This window comes from Actinokineospora sp. UTMC 2448, assembly GCF_024760565.1.
Lineage (GTDB): Bacteria > Actinomycetota > Actinomycetes > Mycobacteriales > Pseudonocardiaceae > Actinokineospora > Actinokineospora fastidiosa.
The window spans coordinates 2,021,834-2,041,916 of record NZ_CP031087.1; the positions used below are offsets into that span (position 1 = coordinate 2,021,834).

Here is a 20,083-nt window from a genome sequence, read left to right on the forward strand (position 1 = left end):
GGGTTAGAAGGGCGCTGTTCCCGCCGCCCATGTCTTCGCCCAATCGATGCGGACGCCGGTGGCGGCAAGGTCGCCGAACTCCACGTTGGTGAACGGCATAGCCAGGTAGCGGACCTGATCGTGGTCGGGACCAGCCGCGCTGACGGTGACGAGCGCCAGCCGATAGTCCGGGCTGGCGTTCTTGGCTGTGACGACCTCGTTGTGGGTCACGTAGAAGTCCGTGGCACCCTCCAGTCGCGCCTTCACCTCGATGCGGATCGATGGTCCGTCGTCCGGTGGGACTGACAGTACGTCGTACCCGGGATTCGTGAACGCCTGCGGCTGCGGTGTTCGACCGAGGTTGCGTTCGACGGCCAACACCAGGTCTACGCCGCGCTGCTCGACGGCTTTGGTCTCCACCGCGCGGATCGGGGCGTCTGAGGGGAGGGCGTCCTGAACCGAGGCCAGGGGCAGCACCAGGGCCGCTGTCATGATGCGCGGAGGCTTCCCGGACAATTGGACCTGCTGGTCGAGGAGCGCCAAGCGATGCGCCCTGCGGACGAGGAGGTCCTGCGCCTTGCGGCGCAGGCTCTCCGCACTCTCGCGGACCTGCGCTCCGGCTGCCTCCCGCAGCCCCACCCGGCGTGCTTCCTGCGTCAGCCGCTCGGCTTCCGAGGCGAGGCGCTCGTCGACGTGGGCACGAAGGCGTTCGATCTCCGCGACCCTGCGAGGAGCCACTTCCGCGAGATAGTCCTGGAGACGGTTGTTAATGATCCACGAGCGGGCTTGTGTCTCGGCCTCGGGGAGCCACGGGAGACCCTTCGCCGACGCCACCGCCTTTGTCTCTGGCGTGGTGACGCAGTCCAGATAGGGTGCCGGACCCGCAGGCGTCACCTTCCCGGTGGAATCGACGTGCGCGTAGCCGAACCGCTTCGCGATGGACTCACCCGCGCCGTCGACGGCCTCCTCGACCAAGCCGACGAGGAGGCGCGGCTTACTCACCTCAGCGGACACGAGCACTGTGCCGCGTTCGAGGACGTGGTTCAACTGCGTGATGGTTAGGTCGATGACGGCGTCAAGCAGAGGATGACCAGGCGCGAGGAGTTGCGGCCGCGGCTTGGTGTCGTCGTTGACCCGGTCGATGTCGAACACGACGCGCTCATACTGCGACGCTATTGGGCCGTACTTGGCCACGGCCCGCACGCCTGCGGGAACTAACGTGATCTCGTATCGTCCCCGTTCCCGCCTGACAAGCCTGCCGCCGAGACGTTGGAAAGCATGCCGGAAAACCCATTCGACATAGTGCGGCTGGAGGCGGCGGGCCTGGGCCTCCTCCATCTGTCGCCGCATCCGACGCAGGTCGGTGTCGGACAGGGCGTCGTGGGTGAGGGCGCGTTCCTCGAGCAGTTCCTTGAGGCCGTGGGCGACTGACTCGTCGATGACCTGCGCCATCCGGGCACGGGTCTCGGGATGGTCGCCATAGCGGATCGCCTCGATCAGCAGATCCCGTAGAGGAGTCTCGTCGAACGCCGCGCCCAGAACGTCGAACACCTTCCCGCCGTACGCCTTGCGTTGTTCATCGATCTTCGCGAGCAGCTTCGTGAAGACCTCGCCCTCGCGAGTGTTTGTCGCTACGAGGTTCCACAACCTGCACACCTCGGTCTGTCCGATGCGGTGGACTCGGCCGAAGCGTTGTTCGATGCGGTTGGGGTTCCACGGAAGGTCGTAGTTGACGACCAAGTGCGCGGCCTGGAGGTTCAGGCCTTCACCAGCCGCGTCGGTGGCCAAGAGGACTCGGCAGGCGGGGTTGGTGGTGAATTCCTCGGTGATCTCGCGACGCTTGCCCCTCGCCACCCCGCCGTGGATGGCCTGGACCGCTTCGGACGTGCCGTAGAGAGACCGGATCTTGCGGACGAGGTAGTTCAGCGTGTCGCGGTGCTCGGTGAAGATGATCAGCTTTCGCAGTTCGGCCGCGTCGGGGTGGATGAGATCGTTGTCGGCCAGGATCCGCCGGAGTTCCACCCACTTCCGGTCGGAATCGAGGTTGCGCACCTGACGGGCGACCGAGACGAGCCGGTCGAGCTCGGCGAGCTCGGTGTCCAGTTCGGCGATGGTCCTGGCGGCGGTGGCCGCGTCCAACAACTCGTCCTCGAGCTGCTCGATCTCGGCCGCGTTGTGCTCGTCATCGTCCCACGAAGCCGGATCTATCGTGGGGTCGGGCGACACGCTTCGCCCCTTCGCCAGATCGTCGCGACGCCGTCGCAGACGGTCCACCCGTCGGACCAGTGACTGGTGGATGGCCTCCGGACTGGACGCCAGTCGCCGCTGCAGCACGGTGAGCGCGAATCCGACCGTGTTGCGCCGGGTGTCGCCCAAGCGCTCGGCACGGTTCATTCCCTCGCGCACGTACTCGGTGACCCGCTCGTACAGGTCCTGTTCGCGAGCGGTTAGTTCGTAGGGCACGGTTTGGGCGATACGCTCGGGGAAGAGCGGCTTACCCTCGAAGGTGAGTAGGTCCTCCTTCACCATGCGTCGCATGAAGCCCTTGGTGTCGGGAGGATTCGCGCCCGGACGCGCCCTCCCCGCGAAGCCGTCGCGGTCGAGCAGCGTGAGGAAGAGTTGGAAGTCGTCGGCCTTTCCCGCGTGCGGGGTGGCCGTCATCAGAAGCAGGTGCCGGGTTCGATCGCGCAGAGTCTCGCCAAGCTGGAACCGCTTGGTCTTGTCGACCCGCTCGCCGAAATAGTGCGCGCCCATGCGGTGGGCCTCATCCACGACGACCAGGTCGAACTCGGTCTCCTCAAGCTGTGAGCGCAGTTCGGTGCTGCGGGCGAGCTGGTCCATCCTCGCGATCAGCAGCGGGTATCGCTCGAAGACGCCGGCGCCGAGCGACGCGTCGGCCATCGACCTGCTCAGGATCTCGAAGCGCAGGCCGAACTTGAAGAACAGCTCATCCTGCCACTGCTCGACCAAACCGCCCGGGACTACCACCAGACACCGTTTCACGTCGTCGCGGAGCAGAAGCTCCTTGATGTAAAGACCCGCCATGATGGTCTTGCCCGCGCCCGGGTCGTCGGCCAGGAGGAACCGCAGTGGGGTCCGGTCGAGCATCTCCCCGTACACCGCGCGGATCTGGTGCGGGAGCGGCCGCACCTCGCTGGTGGCGACCGCCAGCATCGGATCGGACAGGCCCGCGTACCGGATCCGCTGTGCCTCGGCGACCAGGCGGAACTCCTGCGCGTCCGCGTCGAACGGTCTGCTGCCCGTGCTGGAGGGGGTGAGCGCGGACTCGTCGGACCGGAACAGCACCCGCTGGTGCAATCCGCCGTCGGAGGACTTGTAGGTCAGTTCGACCGCGTCGCGGCCGTGCCATTGCGCGGCGATTACGGCGACCGGTTCCCCGGGCACCACTCCCACGACCCGAACACCGGAGACGAGATCCTCCAGCCGCACCGAACACCCTCCCGACGTTCATCGCCAACCACCGCACTGTCCCTACCATCGCGGCCGAATGGACCGCGTTAACAGACAACGCGTAGGTTCGTCCGACCAATGATCTACCCTCGAGCACCCTTGGGAACGCATCGACCTACGGCGGGGCATGGACAGGACAGAGCGCGACGCGCTGCGCGACATCGTGGCGGATCTGCGTCAGTGGGGCGAGTGGGCGACCGCGATGCTCTCCTGGCATGAGTCCGTTCAGGCAGCGGCCAGGACCCATGAGCAACGGCTGATCGCCCGTGCCGTGGAGGTGAGCCGGGCTGGGCAGGCGGCTTGGCAGGTGGTGCCTCTTGGCGAGCCGGACGCCACCTCGGTCGAACATCTCGTCAATCGGGCGAACCTGCCGACGATGACCAGGGAGGACCGCGATCTGACCCGTCTGCTGGTCAAGGAGCTGCGTCCTGTCCTCGACGGTGTCAAGCCAGCGCTCACCGTGCGCCGATTCTTCGCTGGTTCGGCGAAGAAGCAGGCAGCGGTCGAGGCTGGTGAGTCCTTGCGCCGCCACCACGACAAAGCGACGGCCGAGGGCTGGGCGGCGCGTATCGACGAACTCGGCGAATGGGCCGACCGGGTCGACTGTGCACGCTCGGGGCTGGTGGCCCTGCTTAAGCCGGAGGTGGGCTTCTCGCTGGTCGCGCAGGCGAAAGCCTCCGGGGCGAGGATGCTGGAGCGCGCGGCGTTCCATGGCCTTCCCGAGGCGATTCGGGAGATTGATCAAGCCGTCGCAGGCGAGGAGGCCTACCGGAAAGCCGCGACCGAGGCCGGGCACAAGGTCCGCCAAGCCGACGTCGTGCGCGTCCTGGAAACGATGTCCGTCGACCTTCTCAAGTCAGCGACCCGCGACCGCATCCGCCTCAGCCCGCTCACCGATGCGGGCGTCACCACCGTGCGAGAGGTCTTGATCCGCGGGATGGCGCTGCGACTGCTTCCCGGCGTCGGGGAGACATCGGCGCGGCGCATGATCGCTGCGGCCGAGACGCTGCGCAAGTCGGCGTACGACGAGATGCCGGTACGCATCGACATCGGCAACCGCCATCCCGAGACCACCCGGCTGCTGGCCCGGTTGGCCGAGTGGGACGCGTGCCGCCGGACCCGGGGAGCGGCCGCCGACCTGGAACGCGCCCGCGAACTCGCACGACTTGGATCCGCTATCGACAGCGGGACGAGCCACTTGCTGGTGGTTCCCGTGCGGTCGCTGCCCGTCGATGAGCTGCGCGAGGGCATCGAGGTCGTCAAACGGCGCGCCGAGCTGCTGCGGACCGGCCTGCCGTCGGGTAAGCGAGCGGCGGCGACCGCCGATCCGTGGGAGGACTTCCTCGCCCGGCCCGCCGACTACTTCGCGATGCTGTCCGAGCTCGGTTTCCTCACTGAGGACGAGAAGGCCGCGCAGGGTGACCTTCCCGAGGAGATCATTCAGGCGGTGCGCGACCAGGCGCTAAGTGGTGAGCACCTCACCGCGTCACTACGCGGTTATCAGAGTTTCGCTGCCCGTTTCGCACTCGTCCAGCGCAAGGTCGTGATCGGTGACGAGATGGGTTTGGGCAAGACGGTCGAGGCCTTGGCCGTCCTCGCGCATCTGCGCAGTCGCGGAGAATCGCACTTCCTGGTGGTGTGCCCGGCCGCGGTGGTGACGAACTGGACGCGGGAGGTGCACGGCAAGTCGAAGCTCTGGGCGTACCGGATCCACGGGCCGGACCGCGACAGCGCGGCGAAGGCGTGGGCGCGGGATGGCGGCGTCGCCGTGACGACCTTCGAGACGTTGGCGTCGTGGGAGCCCGTCCTCCGAACCGTCCGTCACCTGGCGTGCGTCGTCGTCGACGAGGCTCACTACATCAAGAACCCGCGAGCCCAGCGAACCATCAGGACGAACGCGATCCTCTCCCGCGCGGAGCGCGCGGTGTTGCTCACCGGCACGCCGCTAGAGAACAAGGTGGAGGAGTTTCGGAACCTCGTCTCGTACCTCCGCCCCGATCTGCCGATCGGTGTCGCGGATCTGGAGCCCAAGGCATTCCGCAGGCGGGTCGCGCCGGTGTACCTGCGGCGCAATCAGGAGGATGTGCTGACGGAACTGCCCGAGCTCATCCAGGTGGACGAGTGGCTGCCCATGTCCGCCTCGGAGTCCGCGCTCTACTGGGAGGGCGTGCGGCAGAGCAACTTTGCAGCGATGCGACAGGCGGCGATGCTCGCGGGAGCCGGATCGCAGAAGTTGATCAGGCTGGTCGAGATCGTGCGAGAGGCTGAGGAGAACCAGCGGAGGGTGATCGTCTTCTCCCATTTCAGGGCGGTGCTGGACTTGGTGGCCGAGTCCCTGCCTGGTCCGGTGTTCGGCCCGTTGACCGGGTCGGTCGCCTCGCGCAAACGGCAGGAGCTTGTCGACCAGTTCTCGTCCGCCGAGCACGGAGCGGTACTCGTCGCTCAGATCATCGCTGGCGGTGTGGGCCTCAACATCCAGTCGGCGTCCGTGGTGGTGATTTGCGAACCCCAGCTGAAGCCGACCACCGAGGAGCAGGCCATTGCCCGCGCCCACAGGATGGGCCAGGTGCTGTCGGTGCAGGTTCACCGCCTGCTGTCTGAGGACAGCGTGGACCAGCGAATCACCGAGATCCTCGCCCGAAAGAAGCGGATCTTCGACGAGTTCGCCCGAGTCAGCGACACCGCCGACTCGACTCCGGACGCGGTCGACCTTACCGAAGCCGAGCTGGTCAGGGAGGTCCTCGAAGCCGAGCGGCGGCGACTGGCCGGACGGCCGCAGAGGTAAGGAGCCGAGGCGGGACTCAGCTTTCAAGCCGGTAGTACGCCGAACCCGCCACGGCGACGACGGTGATGTCCGAAACCCCGGGTCGGGCGACCGCGCGCCAGCCCGCGGGGCCGAGGTCGGGCGGGAGGCCGGGGTGGTGCAGCCCGGTGACGCCGCCGCCGACGATGCGGCCGAGCGGGTCGAGCACGAGGACGCAGTCGGCGGGGCGGCCGTCGATGGCGGTCCAGCCGGTGAGCACGGCGTCCGCGGTGGCCGGGCGGGTGTCCACCACGCCGTTCCCGGCGGGCAGGGGGCGGATGTGGGCGCGGTCGACGGTCCCGTCGAGTTCGTGGTGCCCGCAGCCGAGGGTGAAGTCGGTGAACGGGTACATGCCCATGGCCTTCGCGGCCGGGATGACGCCGCTCTGGATGCGCAGCTCCGCGAGGGCGGCGGGCGCCTCGACGCGCAGGGCGGCAGCCGCGACCTCAAGGGGACCGTACGACCGGCGGACGTCGGCCGCCTTGGGCGCGCCCAGGCTGAACGTGACCGCGCCGACGACCAGCACGCCGACGACGAGGTGCCTGCGCGGCAGGCGCTCGCTGAGCGCGAGCAGCCCGATCGCCGCGCACAGGGCGAGCGCGGCGACGATGGCGTACCGGCTGACCAGGCCGACGTTCCCGCCCCCGGTGGTCCGCCCCGCCCCGATCAGCGCGGCCAGGGCGACGGCGTAGCAGGCCAGGCCCACCCAGCCCGCGTCGGTGGCGCGCCGCCGTCCCAGCGCGGAGTAGGCAAGGAGGACGAGCACCCCGGCGGTCACGCCCCCGGCGAGGACGGCCAGGTCCGGGCTCTGCGCGGTCCACACCCCGCCCAGCGCCGCCATGGCGACGGACAGTCGGTCCGCGGGCTGGAACCCCGCGACCGCGCCGGAGTTCATCCCGTCCGGCTTGGTGAGGACCCACAGCAGCGCCACGGCGACGCCGACGGCGGCGGGGACCCACGCGCGGCCGCGGCGGACCCACACGACGAGCGCGAGCGCGAACCACACCGGCAGCCCGGCCCCGAACGACAGCGTCGCCAGTCCCGCGCACGCGTAACCCCAGGCCGTTCGCCCGTGGTGCGCGAGCGAAAGCGCGGCCACGCTGAGGAATACGGCGGGCGCCCAGCTGATCCCGTTGGTCGCCTGCGCCCACAGTTCGAGCGCGTGCGGGCTGAACACGAGGAACGAGAACCCGGCCGTGAGCGCCGCCCGCAGCGTCGGGTCCAGCGCGCGGGGAAGCATGGTGGCCAGCAGGACCACCACGCCCGCCAGCAGCGCCACGGTCATCACGGTCAGGGCGCGGTTGCTGCCGCCGAGCACCTGCGCGTCCAGCCAGAAGATCAACGACGGCACCAGGAACGGCTGCTCGAGGTGGTAGCTCGCGACCTGGCCGGGCACCAGCCCGCCCTGGTCGTCGGTGATCTTCGCGAGGACGTGCCAGTAGTCGAGCAGCACGTGCGTGCGCGATCCGCGCGCCGCCTGCCACAGCGCGAGCGCCGCGGGCGCGGCGGCCAAGACCAGGAGCGCGACGCGCCACAGCCTGCCCTGCTCCCGCGTGCGTCTGTCCTCGTCCACCGCCGTCATGGCTACCCCCTCGTCCTGTGGCGGCGGAAGGTTACCCGTCGGCAGGTGGCCGTCGAGCGCGCGGTGAACACTCGCCCGCCGTGCTTGTGCCCGGCGAGCGCGGGCCAGCATGATCGCCGCCATGAAGATGCGAACCCTGCTCACGTTTGGCCTGGTGGCCGTCCTGGCGGTCCCGCCCGCGCCCGCCGCGGCCGCCGTGGCGCCGAAGATCGCCACCTACAACGTGTTCATGCTGTCCCGCGCCCTCTACCCGAACTGGGGCCAGAGCACCCGCGCCGACCTGATCGACCGGGAGGGCGTCCTCGCCGGGCAGGACGTCGTCGTGCTGCAGGAACTGTTCGACAACGCCGCGGGCGACCGCCTGCTGGCCAACCTCGCCGACACCTATCCGCACCGCACGCCGACCGTCGGCCGCTCGCGCGCAGGCTGGGACGCCACCACCGGCGCCTACGGCGACACCACCCCCGAGGACGGCGGCGTCGCGATCCTCAGCCGGTGGCCGATCGCCGAGCGCGACCAGCACGTCTACACCACCGGCTGCGGCGCGGACCGCCTCGCCAACAAGGGGTTCGCCTACGTCCGACTGGCCTCGCCCGCCGGTCCCGTGCACGTGATCGGCACGCACATGCAGGCCGAGGACCCCGCCTGCGCTGACGCGGCGGCCGTACGCGCCACCCAGCGCGCCGAGATCGCCGCCTTCCTGGCCGCCGAGGGCATCCCCGCCGACGAGCCGCTGTACGTGGCAGGCGACCTGAACGTGATCAAGGACGGCCCCGAGTACCCGGCGATGCTGGCCGACCTGGACGCGCCCGCGCCCCCGTACACCGGGCACCCGCACTCGTGGGACTGCGCCGACAACTCCGTCTGCCGCGGCCAGTACGGCCCTGAGTACGCGTCCGAGCACCTGGACTACGTGCTCACCCTCCAAGGCCCGCTGCTGACCAACGAGACCCGCCGGGTGAAAAGTCCGGTATGGACGGTGACGTCCTGGTTCCGCACGTACTCCTACACCGACTTCTCCGACCACTACCCGGTGTTCGGCCACTGATCGCCCGATCGGCGGCCGGACGCGCCCGACTGGTCCGTCCGGCCGCCGGACGTTCGGGTGACGGCCGCGCCCCGCGGACCCGCTCCCGGTAGCAGTGGTGCGGGCGAACGTGGGATCTCCCGCCGGTCAACCGCGTCCGATCCGGTGACGGCCGCAACGCCGGGAACCGGTCGCGCGAACTACCTGCCGGTGATGAGCGCCTTCCGCGTTGGGGAGTGGTTCACGTGGCCGGATTCCTAGTCGATCGCCCTCGGACGGTCCGGGTGCTGGGCGCGTTCAGCGCGCTCGCGCTGGTCTTCTCCGGGTCGTCCGTTCCCCCGCAGGAGGCTGCCGGTCCGACGGTGGCGCTGGTCGCCGACCAGTGCGCCGACAGCGGCGCCGCTGCCGTGCGGACGGGCGAGCGGGCCGCGCGCGCCGAGGTGGGGCTGCCCGCCCACCAGGTGGTGGTGCGGCCCGGCGAGCCGGGCACGCGCACCATCGCCCACGAGGGCGCGAAGCTGCAGATCGGCCCGGACGCCGTGCGGCTGCCCGTCGGCGTCGGCATCACGCCGCTGGGCCAGGGCCAGCTGCCCGCGCTCGACTCCGGCATGACGAACGTGACCGGACCGCACAAGGGCTACCGGTTCACGCCGACGCCGCACACGTTCTCCGCCGAGATCACGGTGACCATGCCGTACGACCCGGCGCTGCTGACCCCGGACTTCACCGCCAACGACATCTTCACCTTCTTCTACGACGAGCTGGGCGCCTGCTGGAAGCCGCTGCGCCGCGTCGCCGTCGACGAGGCCAACCACCAGATCGTGTCGGCGACCGACCACTTCACCAACATGATCAACGCGACGGTGACGGTCCCCGAGCACGCCGAGGGCGCGTCGTTCGACCCCAACCAGCTCAAGGACATCCAGGCCGCCGACCCCGCGCAGGGCGTCGCGCTGATCGCCCCGCCCGGCCCGAACAGCCAGGGCGACAACCGGCTGAGCCATCCCATCGAGGTGCCGCCGGGCCGCGAGGGCCTGCAGCCCAAGCTGGACGTGCGCTACAACTCCTCCGGCGGCAACGGCTGGATGGGCACCGGATGGGACCTGGCCACGCCCGCCATCGTGACCGAGACCCGCTGGGGCGTCCCGCGCTACGACGACGGCCTGGAGACCGAGACCTACCTGCTCAACGGCGAGCAGCTGACCCCGGTCGCGCACCGCGGGCAGCTGCAGGCGCGCACGGCGGACAAGGTCTTCCACGCCCGCGTCGAGGGCGGGTTCGACCGGATCGTCCGGCGCGGCGACCACCCGTCGAACTACCGCTGGGAGGTCACCGACAAGACCGGCACGACCTACTTCTACGGCTCGGCCAAGGGCGCGCCCGCGCCGGAGCCGGAGGCCAGCCTGGCCGACGCCGAGGGCAACGTGCACCTCTGGGCGCTGCGCGAGGTCCGCGACGCCAACGGCAACCTGCTGCGCTACCACCACGCCAAGGTCGAGGACCCGGGCGTGGACGGCGGAGCCGAGCCCGGCCGCAACCTCTACCCGAAGCGGATCACCTACACCGGGCACGGCGACACCGAGGGCCGCTACTCCGTCACCTTCGTCCGCGACCGCGAGCTGGGCGAGCCGCTGCGCGCGGACAAGACCATCGACGCCCGCGGCGGCTTCAAGCGGGTGACCGGCGACCTGCTGCGCCGCGTCGAGGTCCGCATCGACGACCAGCCCGTCCGCGACTACTCCTTCGAGTACACCACCGGCGCGTTCGCCAAGACGCTGCTGAAGAAGATCACCCAGCACGACGCGACCGGCGCGCTGTTCACCGCGCACGAGTTCGACTACTTCGACGACATCCGCGACGCCGAGGGCCAGTACCAGGCGTTCGACCAGCTCGCGTGGACCAGCCCAGGCGACGACCTCGGCAGCGACGCGCTCAACCTGACCCCGGACGAGGCGGGCGAGGCGAGCGCGCTCAACGCGAACACCAGCGTCGGCGGCGGCGGGCACCTCTACGTCGGCGTGGGCAGCTCGCCGACCAAGTCCGGGTCGGTCGGCGTCAAGGTCGGCTTCAACCACGCCGAGGACAGCGGCCTGCTCGCGCTCATCGACGTCGACGGCGACTCCCTGCCGGACAAGGTGTTCCGCGACGGCGGCCAGGTGAAGTACCGGCGCAACCTCGCAGGCCCCGGCGGCACGCCCCGGTTCTCTGACGACGCGCGCGCGTTGGCCCTACCGGGCATCCAGAGCGAGAGCAGCAACAGCGTCACCCTCGGCGTCGAGGGCTACGCGGGCGCGGTCGCCGCTCAGCTGGACTACGTCAACACCTTCTCCCGCACCACGCAGTACTTCGCCGACGTCAACGGCGACGGCATCACCGACCTGGTGAACGGCACGACCGTCCTGTTCGGACGGCTCGGCGACGGCGGCGTCCCGGTGTACGGCGTCAGCGGCGACACGCCGGTGCCGATCGGCGCGGGGCAGGTCGACACCGACGGGCTGCTCGGCGACTACGCCGCCGACCAGGAACGGCTGATCGACTCCTTCCCGCTGCTGGACAGCGTCCGGCGCTGGGTCGCCCCCTACGACGGCCAGGTCCGCGTCACCGGCGGCGTCCGGCTGGCCCCGGAGACCGCGGCCGAGCGCGACGCCTCCACCACCGCCGACGGCGTCCGCGTCGCGATCCAGCACGAGGGCGCTGAGCTGTGGGCGCAGCGCATCGAGGCCGAGGACGACGCCGAGTACGCCCCCACCGGGGTCGACGCGATCACCGTCAGCCGAGGCCAGCGGCTGTACTTCCGCGTCCAGTCGGCCTTCGACGGCGGCCTGGACGAGGTCGTCTGGAACCCGGTCGTCAGCTATGTCGGCGCCCCGGCGGGCGTCGACGTCAACGGGCTGGCGCACCACACCTTCGACGCCGCGCGCGACTTCACCCTCGCGGGCCGCTCCGCCGAGGTCACCGTCCCGCTGACCGGCACCATGCGGCTGTCCGGAGACCTGGTGAAGAAGGCCGCCACGACCGACGACGTCACCGTGGTCATCACCCGCGACGGCGCGCCGGTGTTCGAGCAGACCCTCGCCGCGAACGCCACGGGCACCATCCCCGTCACCGGCGACATCGCCGTGCAGAAGGGCCAGAAGCTCAAGTGGCGGGTGCGGGTCGACTCGCCGATCGACGTCGACCAGGTGGAGTGGATCCCGAGGGCGCACTACACCGAGGCCGAGGGCGTCGACCGGCTCACCGCGCCCGACGGCAGCCCGCTCGTCGTCGTGCACCCGCCGTACGACCTGGACATCTACCCGGTCAACGGGCTCACCGCGCCGCAGGCGGCCTACGTCGTCCCGGCCGACGGCCAACTCGACGTGACTCCAGCGCTGACGTTCGACTTCGGCGGCGAGACCCCGACCGCCCGGGTGGCGTTCACCGTCAAGCGGCGCGGCGCGCTGGCGGGCAAGGGCTTCTTCGACATCGTCGCGGGCCAGGTCACCGCGCCCGCCCCGCTCGCGGTCGACGCCCAGGAGGGCGAGGAGCTGTTCTTCGACTTCAGCACCACCAGCCCCACCCTGCGCGACGCGCTCACCGGCAGCTCGGTGACCGTCGACGGCTCTGCGGCCCCGCACGCCTTCCACAGCGCGGCCGTGGAGGGCGCGTTCCCGCAGCCGTACCGAGGGTGGGCCACGATCGGCTACAACGGCAACCGCGACCGCGCGGGCCAGCCGATCGTCCAGGACGACCTGGTCATCGACGAGAGCTTCGCCGACCAGCTGCCGGACTCGGTCGATCCGCAGGCGCAGAAGGACGAGTTCGCGGCCGACCCGCGCATCACGCCGCCGAAGGTGGCCCCGTTCTCCCCGTCGCCGCAGGCCAAGCGGTGGAGCGCGGGCGAGCACAACTGGGTCGCCCGGGACCGGTCGAGCAGCTCGCGGCTGGGCGTGGAGTCGATCAGCCTGCCCAAGCCGGAGGACTTCGCCGGAGCCACGGCCGTGCCCCGGCTGTCGCGCTCGGAGCAGATCTCGCTGACCGGCAGCGTCGGCGGCGGGGTCGGCTCCCTCGGCGGCAGCATCGCCACCGGCGACAGCACCGGCGAGGTGGACTTCGTCGACCTCAACGGCGACCAGTTCCCGGACGTCGTGGGCGCGGGCGGCGTGCAGTACACCGACATGGTCGGCGGCCTCGGCGCCACCCGGGGCGCGACGCCGGACGGCGCGGTGCGCCGCTCCGAGACCGTCTCCGGCAACGCCAGCGCGGGCAGCGCGGCGCGCACCATCGGCACCGGGCGCGGCCACGCGTCCCCGCCCGGCCACGCCGCGGCCAACAGCGCCCAGTCCGGCAACGACATGCCGCCGCTGGGCGTGGGCGGCACCATCGGCGGCAGCGACGCGGACACCGCGTTCGACCTGATCGACATCAACGGCGACGACCTGCCCGACCGCGTCTACGAGGACGGCAGGGTCGCGCTCAACCTCGGCTACCGCTTCGGCGCGCCGGAGACCTGGCGCAACCCGGCCGCGGTCAACGACGGCGGCGGCTCGCACTTCGGCCTCAACATCGGGTTCAACACCGACTTCTACGGCTTCGCGGGCGGCGCGTCCTACTCCGAGGGCAGCAGCTCGGCGTCGGCGACGATGATGGACCTCAACGGCGACGGCCTGATGGACCGCGTGTTCGCAGGCACCCCGATCACGGTCGCGCTCAACACCGGCAACGGCTTCGAGCCCGCCGTGCCGTTCCACGGCAGCCTCACCGGCCTCAACGGCGACCAGAACGCCAAGCTCGGCGGCGGCGTGTACTTCACCTTCGGCATCTGCTTCACCGCCGTCTGCGTGGTGATCAACCCCGGCGCGGACATCTCGACCGGGGCCGCCCGCACCGAGCAGTCGATCCGCGACATCGACGGCGACGGCTTCGCCGACCACCTCGCGTCCACCCAGGACGACGAGCTGACCGTGGCGCGCAACAAGACCGGCCGCACGAACCTGCTGCGCTCGGTCAAGCGCCCGCTCGGCGGCTCGATGGAGTTCGACTACACCCGCGACGGCAACACCTACGACCTGCCGCAGTCGCGCTGGGTGCTGAGCCGGGTCGCCGTCGACGACGGGCACCCCGGCGACGGGCCGGACGTCCAGCTCGTCACCTACGAGTACGCTGGCGGCCACTTCGACCGGCTGGAGCGGGAGTTCCTCGGCTACGCCACGCTGACCGAGCGCCACCGCGACCCCGCCGACGGCGACGCCGTGCTCCGCAGCGTGGAACGCGCCTTCCACAACGACAGCCACTACACCCGGGGGCTGGTGCGCTCCGAGCGCACGCTCGACGCGGCGGGCAGGCCGTTCGTCGAGACCGAGCACACCTACCAGCTGCGCGATCTCTCCGGCGCGCCCGCGGACGCGGCCAGCACCACGGCCACGATCTTCCCGGCGCTGGTGCGCACCGACCGCCGCTACTTCGAGGGCGCGCCCAACCCCGGCCTGACCACGTTCGTCACCATGGACTACGACGCCGCGGGCAACATGACCCGCAGGCTGGACACCGCCGACGCGGGCCCGGCCGACGACGTCGAGACCCGGGTCGGCTTCACCGCAGAGGACGCTGCCTGCCAGGCGAGCCACATCATCGGCACGCCCAAGCGCATCGAGGTCATCGGCGGCGGCCAGCTCATGCGCCACCGCGAGTCCACGGTGGACTGCGCGTCCGGCGACGTCACCCAGGTGCGCGCCCGGCTGGCGGACGGGTCCGAGGCCGTCACCGACATGACCTACCGCGACGACGGGAACCTCACGTCGGTCACCCGCCCGGTGAACAAGCACGGCCAGCGGTATCGGCTCGACTACACCTACGACCAGGTCGTGGGCGTGCACGTGGAGTCGGTGACCGACAGCTTCGGCTACCGCTCCCTGGCCACCTACGACCTGCGGTTCGGGCTGGTGGAGACGACCACCGACTTCAACGGCCACCAGGTGCGCAACACCTACGACGCCGCAGGCCGGGTGGACACCGTCACCGGGCCGTACGAGGCCGCCGAGAACCGGGTGACCATCGACTTCGAGTACCACCCCGAGGCGCCCGTCCCGTACGCGATCACCCGCCACGTCGACCGGCAGGCCGACGGCACGGTCCGCCAGGACACCATCGACACCATCACCTTCGTCGACGGCCTGCGCAGGCAGGTCCAGACGAAGAAGGACGCGACGGTCCACACCGGACCCGACACGCCGCCCGCCGACGTCATGACGGTGTCCGGCCGCACGGTCTACGACACCCTCGGCAGGCCGGTGGCCCTGTCGTACCCGGTGACCGAGCCGAAGGGACCGGCGAACGCCGAGTTCTCCCCGGCCGTCGACCCGGTGCCGCCGACGCGGGTGGCCTACGACGTGCTCGACCGCAAGACGTCCACCACCCACCCGGACGGCACGGTCGACACCACCGAGTACGGCTTCGGCGCGGACCGGTCGGGGACGCAGCGCTTCCAGATGGTCACCACCGACGCCAACGGCAAGTCCAAGCGCACCTACGACAACGTGCGCGAGCTGACCACCTCGGTGCAGGAGTTCAACCCGGCGGGCGGCCAGCCGGTCATCTGGACCAGCTACGACCACGACCCGCTCGGCCAGCTCACCGCGGTCACCGACGACCAGGGCAACGCCACCACCGCCGAGTACGACCTCTTCGGGCGGCGCACGGTCGTCGACAGCCCGGACTCCGGCCGCACGGTCACCGAGTTCGACCTGACGGACAACCCGATCCGCAAGGTCACCGCGAAGCTGGCCCAGTCCGGCCACGCCATCGAGTACGACTACGAGTTCAACCGGCTCAGCAAGATCCGCTACCCGCTGTTCACCGCCAACGACGTCACCTACACCTACGGCGCGCCCGGCGCCCCGAACAACGGCGCCAGCCGGGTCGTGGCGATGACCGACGGCGCGGGCTCCCTCACCCGCGAGTACGGCCCGCTCGGCGAGGTGACCCGGGAGAGCCGCACGGTCACCGTCCAGGGCGGACAGGTGCGCGAGTACGCCACGCAGTACCGCTACGACACGTGGAACCGCGTGCTCGACATCACCTACCCCGACGGGGAGGTCCTGTCCTACCGGTACAACAGCGGCGGTCTCGTCGACGGCGCCACCGGGACCAAGGGCGGCATCGATTACACCTACCTGAGCAGGCTCGACTACGACAAGTTCGAGCAGCGCACCCTGCTGGAGACCGGCAACGGCACCCGCACCGTCTACCGCTACGACGACACCACGCGGCGGCTGGACGGCCTGCACGCCCGCCTCGACGCCGAGCACGGCGACCACGTGTTCCAGGACGTGGCCTACGACTACGACGCCGTGGGCAACGTGACCTCGATCAGGGACACCGCGCCGGTGCCCGGCGGGCCCGAGGTCGGCAGGCAGGTCGGCGGGCCGAGCACGCAGACCTTCGTCTACGACGACCTGTACCGGCTCACCCGGGCCGAGGGCACGTACCAGTCCCGCAACCCGAGGACCGACCGCTACACCGTGGACCTGGTCTACGACTCGATCCACAACATCACGAGCAAGAACCAGGTCCACCAGCTGGTCAGCGGTGGCAACACCATCACCCAGCACAAGACCACCTACAACCACGCCTACGGCTACGGCGGCGCCAAGCCGCACGCGCCGGACCGGCTCGGCCCGTTCACCATCGCCTACGACGCCAACGGCAACCAGATCAGCCGCTCGCAGCAGCCCAAGCCCACGCGGCAGCTGATCTGGGACGAGGAGAACCGGCTCGCCTGCACCCACGAGAACGTGCAGTCGCAGGTCCTGCCGCAGGTCCCGACGTCCTGCGACAACGCGGGCGGCACCGCCAACCGCGCCCGGCACCGCTACGACGACCAGGGAAACCGGGTCGTCAAGGACGGCGCCCAGTTCCACGTCTACCCGAACCAGAACTACTCCACGCGCGGCAACCAAGAGTTCAAGCACGTCTACGTCGGCCCGACGAAGCTGGTGACGAAGGCCGTCGAGCCCGACCACCGGCCGGAGGACCGGCAGTACTTCTCGCACGGCGACCACCTGGGCTCCACGTCGTTCGTCACCGACGACCAGGGCGGCCTCGCCGAGCACGCCAAGTACTTCGCGGCGGGGGAGACGTGGGTCAGCGAGCACCCGTCGCAGCCCGTCCCGCACCAGTACACGGGCAAGGAGATCGATCCCGAGACCGGGCTGTACTACTTCGGCGCGCGCTACTACGACCCGCGCACGCAGCTGTGGCAGAGCCCGGACCCGGCGATGGAGTCCTATCTGGACGGCGCGCCCGCAGGCGGGGTCTACAGTCCGGTCAACCTGGCCTCCTACACCTACGCGGGCCACAACCCGATCCGTGTCAGCGACCCCGACGGGCGCTGGCTGAACGTGGTGGTCGGCGCGGGCATCGGCCTGGTGGTCGGCGTCGGCATCGAGGGCGTCCGGCAGGCGGTGACCGGCGAGTTCAACGCGGGCAGGCTGGCGGGCGCGGCGGGCGCGGGCGTCATCTCCGGCGCGGTCGCCGGGGCGACCATGGGCGCGTCCCTGGTCGTGCAGGGCACGGCCGCGGTCGGCGCGGGCGTCACCGGCGGCGTCGTCTCCCGGGCCATCTCCGGCGAGGAGCAGACCGCGGGCGCGATCGCCACCGACGCGGTGATCTCCGGCGTCACGTTCGGCGTGGTCAAGGGCGGCGGCGCGGTCGTGCGGTCGCTGCGCGGCAGCCCGCCGCCCGCGGCGGCCCCGCCCACCACGCCCACGATCCGCCCGGCCACCCAGCAGCCGATGGGCGGGGCTGGCCAGGTCCTGCGGGACGGGCAGGGCGCGACGGCGGCCGAGATCGCGGCCAGCACCGGCGGTCCGACCGGCGGCTCCCGCGCGGGCCAGCAGGCGGTCCGCAACGCCCTGATCGATGAGGCGGACCAGGCTGGCGGCCCCTACGTCTGCTGGCGCTGCAACCAGACGTCGACCAACCCGTCGAACATGCACCTGGGCCACCGCAACGTGCCCACCTCGCGGGGCGGCAACCTGTCGCGGCCCAACGTGTGCCTGGAGGGCGCGGCCTGCAACCTCAGCGCGGGCAACCGCGGCGGGCCGAGACCCGGGATGTCCTGCGCCGAACGCGGAAGCTGCGGCGCTCCCTACGGCAGAACGGATTAGGATCGAGACCCGTGAGCACAGTGCGACTCCTGGTCCAGACGGGGCCCTCCGGGCGGCCGGTGCACGAGGACGTGCCCGCCGTCGCGGAGGGCAGCGGCTGGCGCCTCACCGCGTCCCCCGGCCTCGCGATGGGCGCCGCCGCGGGCGACCTGCTCACCGTCGCCCCCGACCACTCCTTCACGGTCGTCGAGCGCGGCGGCAACATCGCCGTCCACGTCAGCGCCCCCGCCGAGGCAGCCGCCGACCTGTCGTCCCTGCGCGCGGCGGTGGAGCGCATGGGCGGCCGCTGCGACGGCGTCGGCTGGACCCGCGACCGCACGGCCTCGCTGACCGTCTTCACCATCCCGCTGAGCGCGGGCTGGTCGGCCATCGAGTCGGCGATGAACGCCTACCAGGCCAAGGTGCCGACGGGGGAGTGGTACTACGTCAACGTCTACGACCCCGCGGACGACACGACACCCCTGAACTGGTGGCTGTAGGCACATCCCGGTGTCCCTCACTCGTCCTAACGCGCCTTTGTCGCAGCGGCACATTCCCGGGGCGAACGAGTGAATCGGCTTGGCAGTGGGATCGTCCGCCTATTCCGGTGCCATGCTGACTAGCTGTCATATCCGCCGCGACAGGTCGACGATGAAAAGGGTGAATGGTCTGCCTTGAGGTAACTCCTCGTGTTGCGCCTGCCGCGGTGACCGTCGGCGGTGAGGAGTGGGAGCGATGTCCAGACCCGGTGGTGTGGCAGTGGTGGCGGGCGCGTCGATGGCGGGCCTGATGACGGCGGCGGCGCTGCAGCCCTGGTATCGGCGGGTGGTGGTGTTCGACCGCGACGCCCTGCCGGAGACCCCGCGGGCGCGCCGCTGCGTCGGGCAGGGCCGTCACGCCCACGGGCTGCTGACCACCTCGGTCGACGTCCTCGAGGAGCTGCTGCCCGGCATCACCGCGGAGTTCGTGGCCAACGGAGCCCGCCGCGACGACCTCGCCGCCGACGTGGCGTGGGTGAGCAACGGGCACCACCTCGCCACCGCGCCCAGCGACCTGCGCGGCCTGGCCGTGAGCCGGGTCCTGCTCGAACACCACGTCCGGGCCAGGGTCGCGGCCCTGCCCGGCGTCGAGATCCACCCCGAGCACATCGTCACCGGCATCGACGTCACCGACGGCGCGGTGCGCCGCGTCCGGGTCGCCTCGTCGGGTCCGGACCAGTGGGTGGACGCGGACCTGGTGGTCGACGCCACCGGCCGCGCCTCCCGGCTCCCCGACTGGCTGGCGCAGGCCGGATACCCCCGGCCACGGGAGGAACAGCTGCGCGTGGACCTCTACTACGTCAGCCGCGTCTACACCCGCGACCCGGCCCGGATCGACAGCATCCTCATCGGCCCCACCGCCGACGCGCCCCGCGCGGGCGCGCTGCTGTGGCTGGAGGGCGACCGCTGGATCGCCTCCCTGGCGGGCTACGGCGTGCGCCCGCCGTTCGGCGAGGCCGAGTACCTGGACTACGCCGCGAGCCTCCCGTCGCCCCTCATCGCCGAGACGGTCGCCGGGGCCGAGGTCCTCGACGGCCCGCATATCTTCCACATCCCGGCCAACCTCTGGCGCCGCTACGACGAGGCGACCGCATGGCCCGCGGGCCTGCTGCCGCTGGGCGACAGCATCAGCGTCCTCAACCCCCTCTACGGCCAGGGCATCACCCTGGCCGCCATCCAGGCCCGCCTCCTGCGCGACCTGCTCGCCGACCGCCTCGACGACCTCGCGTCCCGCTACCTGCCGCGCTGCGCCGAGCCCGTCGCCAACGCCTGGGCGATCGCCACCGCGGGCGACGCCGCGTTGACGGACCCCTCCTTCCAGCCGGGCCCGGACGACGAGCGCGTCGCCCGCTTCTTCGAGGCCGCCGCCACCGACCCGGACCTCACCCAGCTCTTCCTGGAGGTCATCAACCTCAAACAGCCCTACAGCAGGCTCACCGACCCCCAGACCCTCCCGGTCTGACCCCGCCGTTCAGTCCGCGAACGCCAGCAGGAAGACCCTGGCGTAGGTGGATGACGTGGAAGCCGGGAAGGCCGTGCGAGGGCGGCCTGCAGGGG

Annotated in this window: 7 protein-coding genes; 5 read left to right on the top strand and 2 right to left on the bottom strand. The window is 70.9% G+C overall.

The window, feature by feature from the left end; translation table 11 throughout:
* Window positions 1-3: 3 nt before the first annotated feature.
* Window positions 4-3,429, bottom strand: coding sequence for a DUF8742 domain-containing protein (locus Actkin_RS09620; protein ID WP_258906772.1), 3,426 nt, complete (start codon window positions 3,427-3,429; stop codon window positions 4-6).
* Window positions 3,430-3,577: 148 nt separating this feature from the next.
* Here Actkin_RS09620 and Actkin_RS09625 point away from each other — a divergent pair, with 148 nt between their 5' ends.
* Window positions 3,578-6,235, top strand: a complete 2,658-nt coding sequence (locus Actkin_RS09625; RefSeq protein ID WP_258906774.1) for a DEAD/DEAH box helicase — start codon at window positions 3,578-3,580, stop codon at window positions 6,233-6,235.
* 16 nt (window positions 6,236-6,251) lie between these two features.
* On the opposite strand, the gene Actkin_RS09630 is transcribed toward Actkin_RS09625, so the two are convergent.
* Window positions 6,252-7,835 carry a DUF2079 domain-containing protein gene (locus Actkin_RS09630; protein WP_258906776.1) on the bottom strand — a complete coding sequence of 528 codons (1,584 nt, stop codon included), beginning with the start codon at window positions 7,833-7,835 and terminating at the stop codon, window positions 6,252-6,254.
* A 121-nt stretch (window positions 7,836-7,956) separates the two neighbouring features.
* Between Actkin_RS09630 and sph the strand changes: the two genes are divergently transcribed.
* The 4 genes from sph (at window position 7,957) to Actkin_RS09650 (ending at window position 19,988) form a co-directional block, all read left to right on the top strand.
* The gene (gene sph / locus Actkin_RS09635) at window positions 7,957-8,883 is read left to right on the top strand and encodes a sphingomyelin phosphodiesterase (RefSeq protein ID WP_258906778.1); all 927 of its coding nucleotides are present in this window, start codon (window positions 7,957-7,959) and stop codon (window positions 8,881-8,883) included.
* 224 nt (window positions 8,884-9,107) lie between these two features.
* Window positions 9,108-18,008 (top strand): SpvB/TcaC N-terminal domain-containing protein, encoded by an 8,901-nt coding sequence (locus tag Actkin_RS09640; RefSeq protein WP_258906780.1) that lies wholly within the window; start codon window positions 9,108-9,110, stop codon window positions 18,006-18,008.
* Between the two features lie 11 nt (window positions 18,009-18,019).
* Window positions 18,020-18,487 (top strand): DUF4265 domain-containing protein, encoded by a 468-nt coding sequence (locus Actkin_RS09645; protein ID WP_258906782.1) that lies wholly within the window; start codon window positions 18,020-18,022, stop codon window positions 18,485-18,487.
* Window positions 18,488-18,722: 235 nt separating this feature from the next.
* On the top strand, window positions 18,723-19,988 hold the full coding sequence (locus tag Actkin_RS09650) for an NAD(P)/FAD-dependent oxidoreductase (protein ID WP_258906784.1): 1,266 nt from the start codon (window positions 18,723-18,725) through the stop codon (window positions 19,986-19,988).
* The last annotated feature ends 95 nt before the right edge of the window (window positions 19,989-20,083 follow it).

Excerpts from the sequence above, each read along its gene's own strand:
- Actkin_RS09650 (WP_258906784.1), top strand. The coding sequence starts at position 18,723 with ATGTCCAGACCCGGTGGTGTGGCAGTGGTGGCGGGCGCGTCGATGGCG.
- Actkin_RS09625 (WP_258906774.1), top strand. The coding sequence starts at position 3,578 with ATGGACAGGACAGAGCGCGACGCGCTGCGCGACATCGTGGCGGATCTG.
- sph (WP_258906778.1), top strand. The coding sequence starts at position 7,957 with ATGAAGATGCGAACCCTGCTCACGTTTGGCCTGGTGGCCGTCCTGGCG.
- Actkin_RS09630 (WP_258906776.1), bottom strand. The coding sequence starts at position 7,835 with ATGACGGCGGTGGACGAGGACAGACGCACGCGGGAGCAGGGCAGGCTG.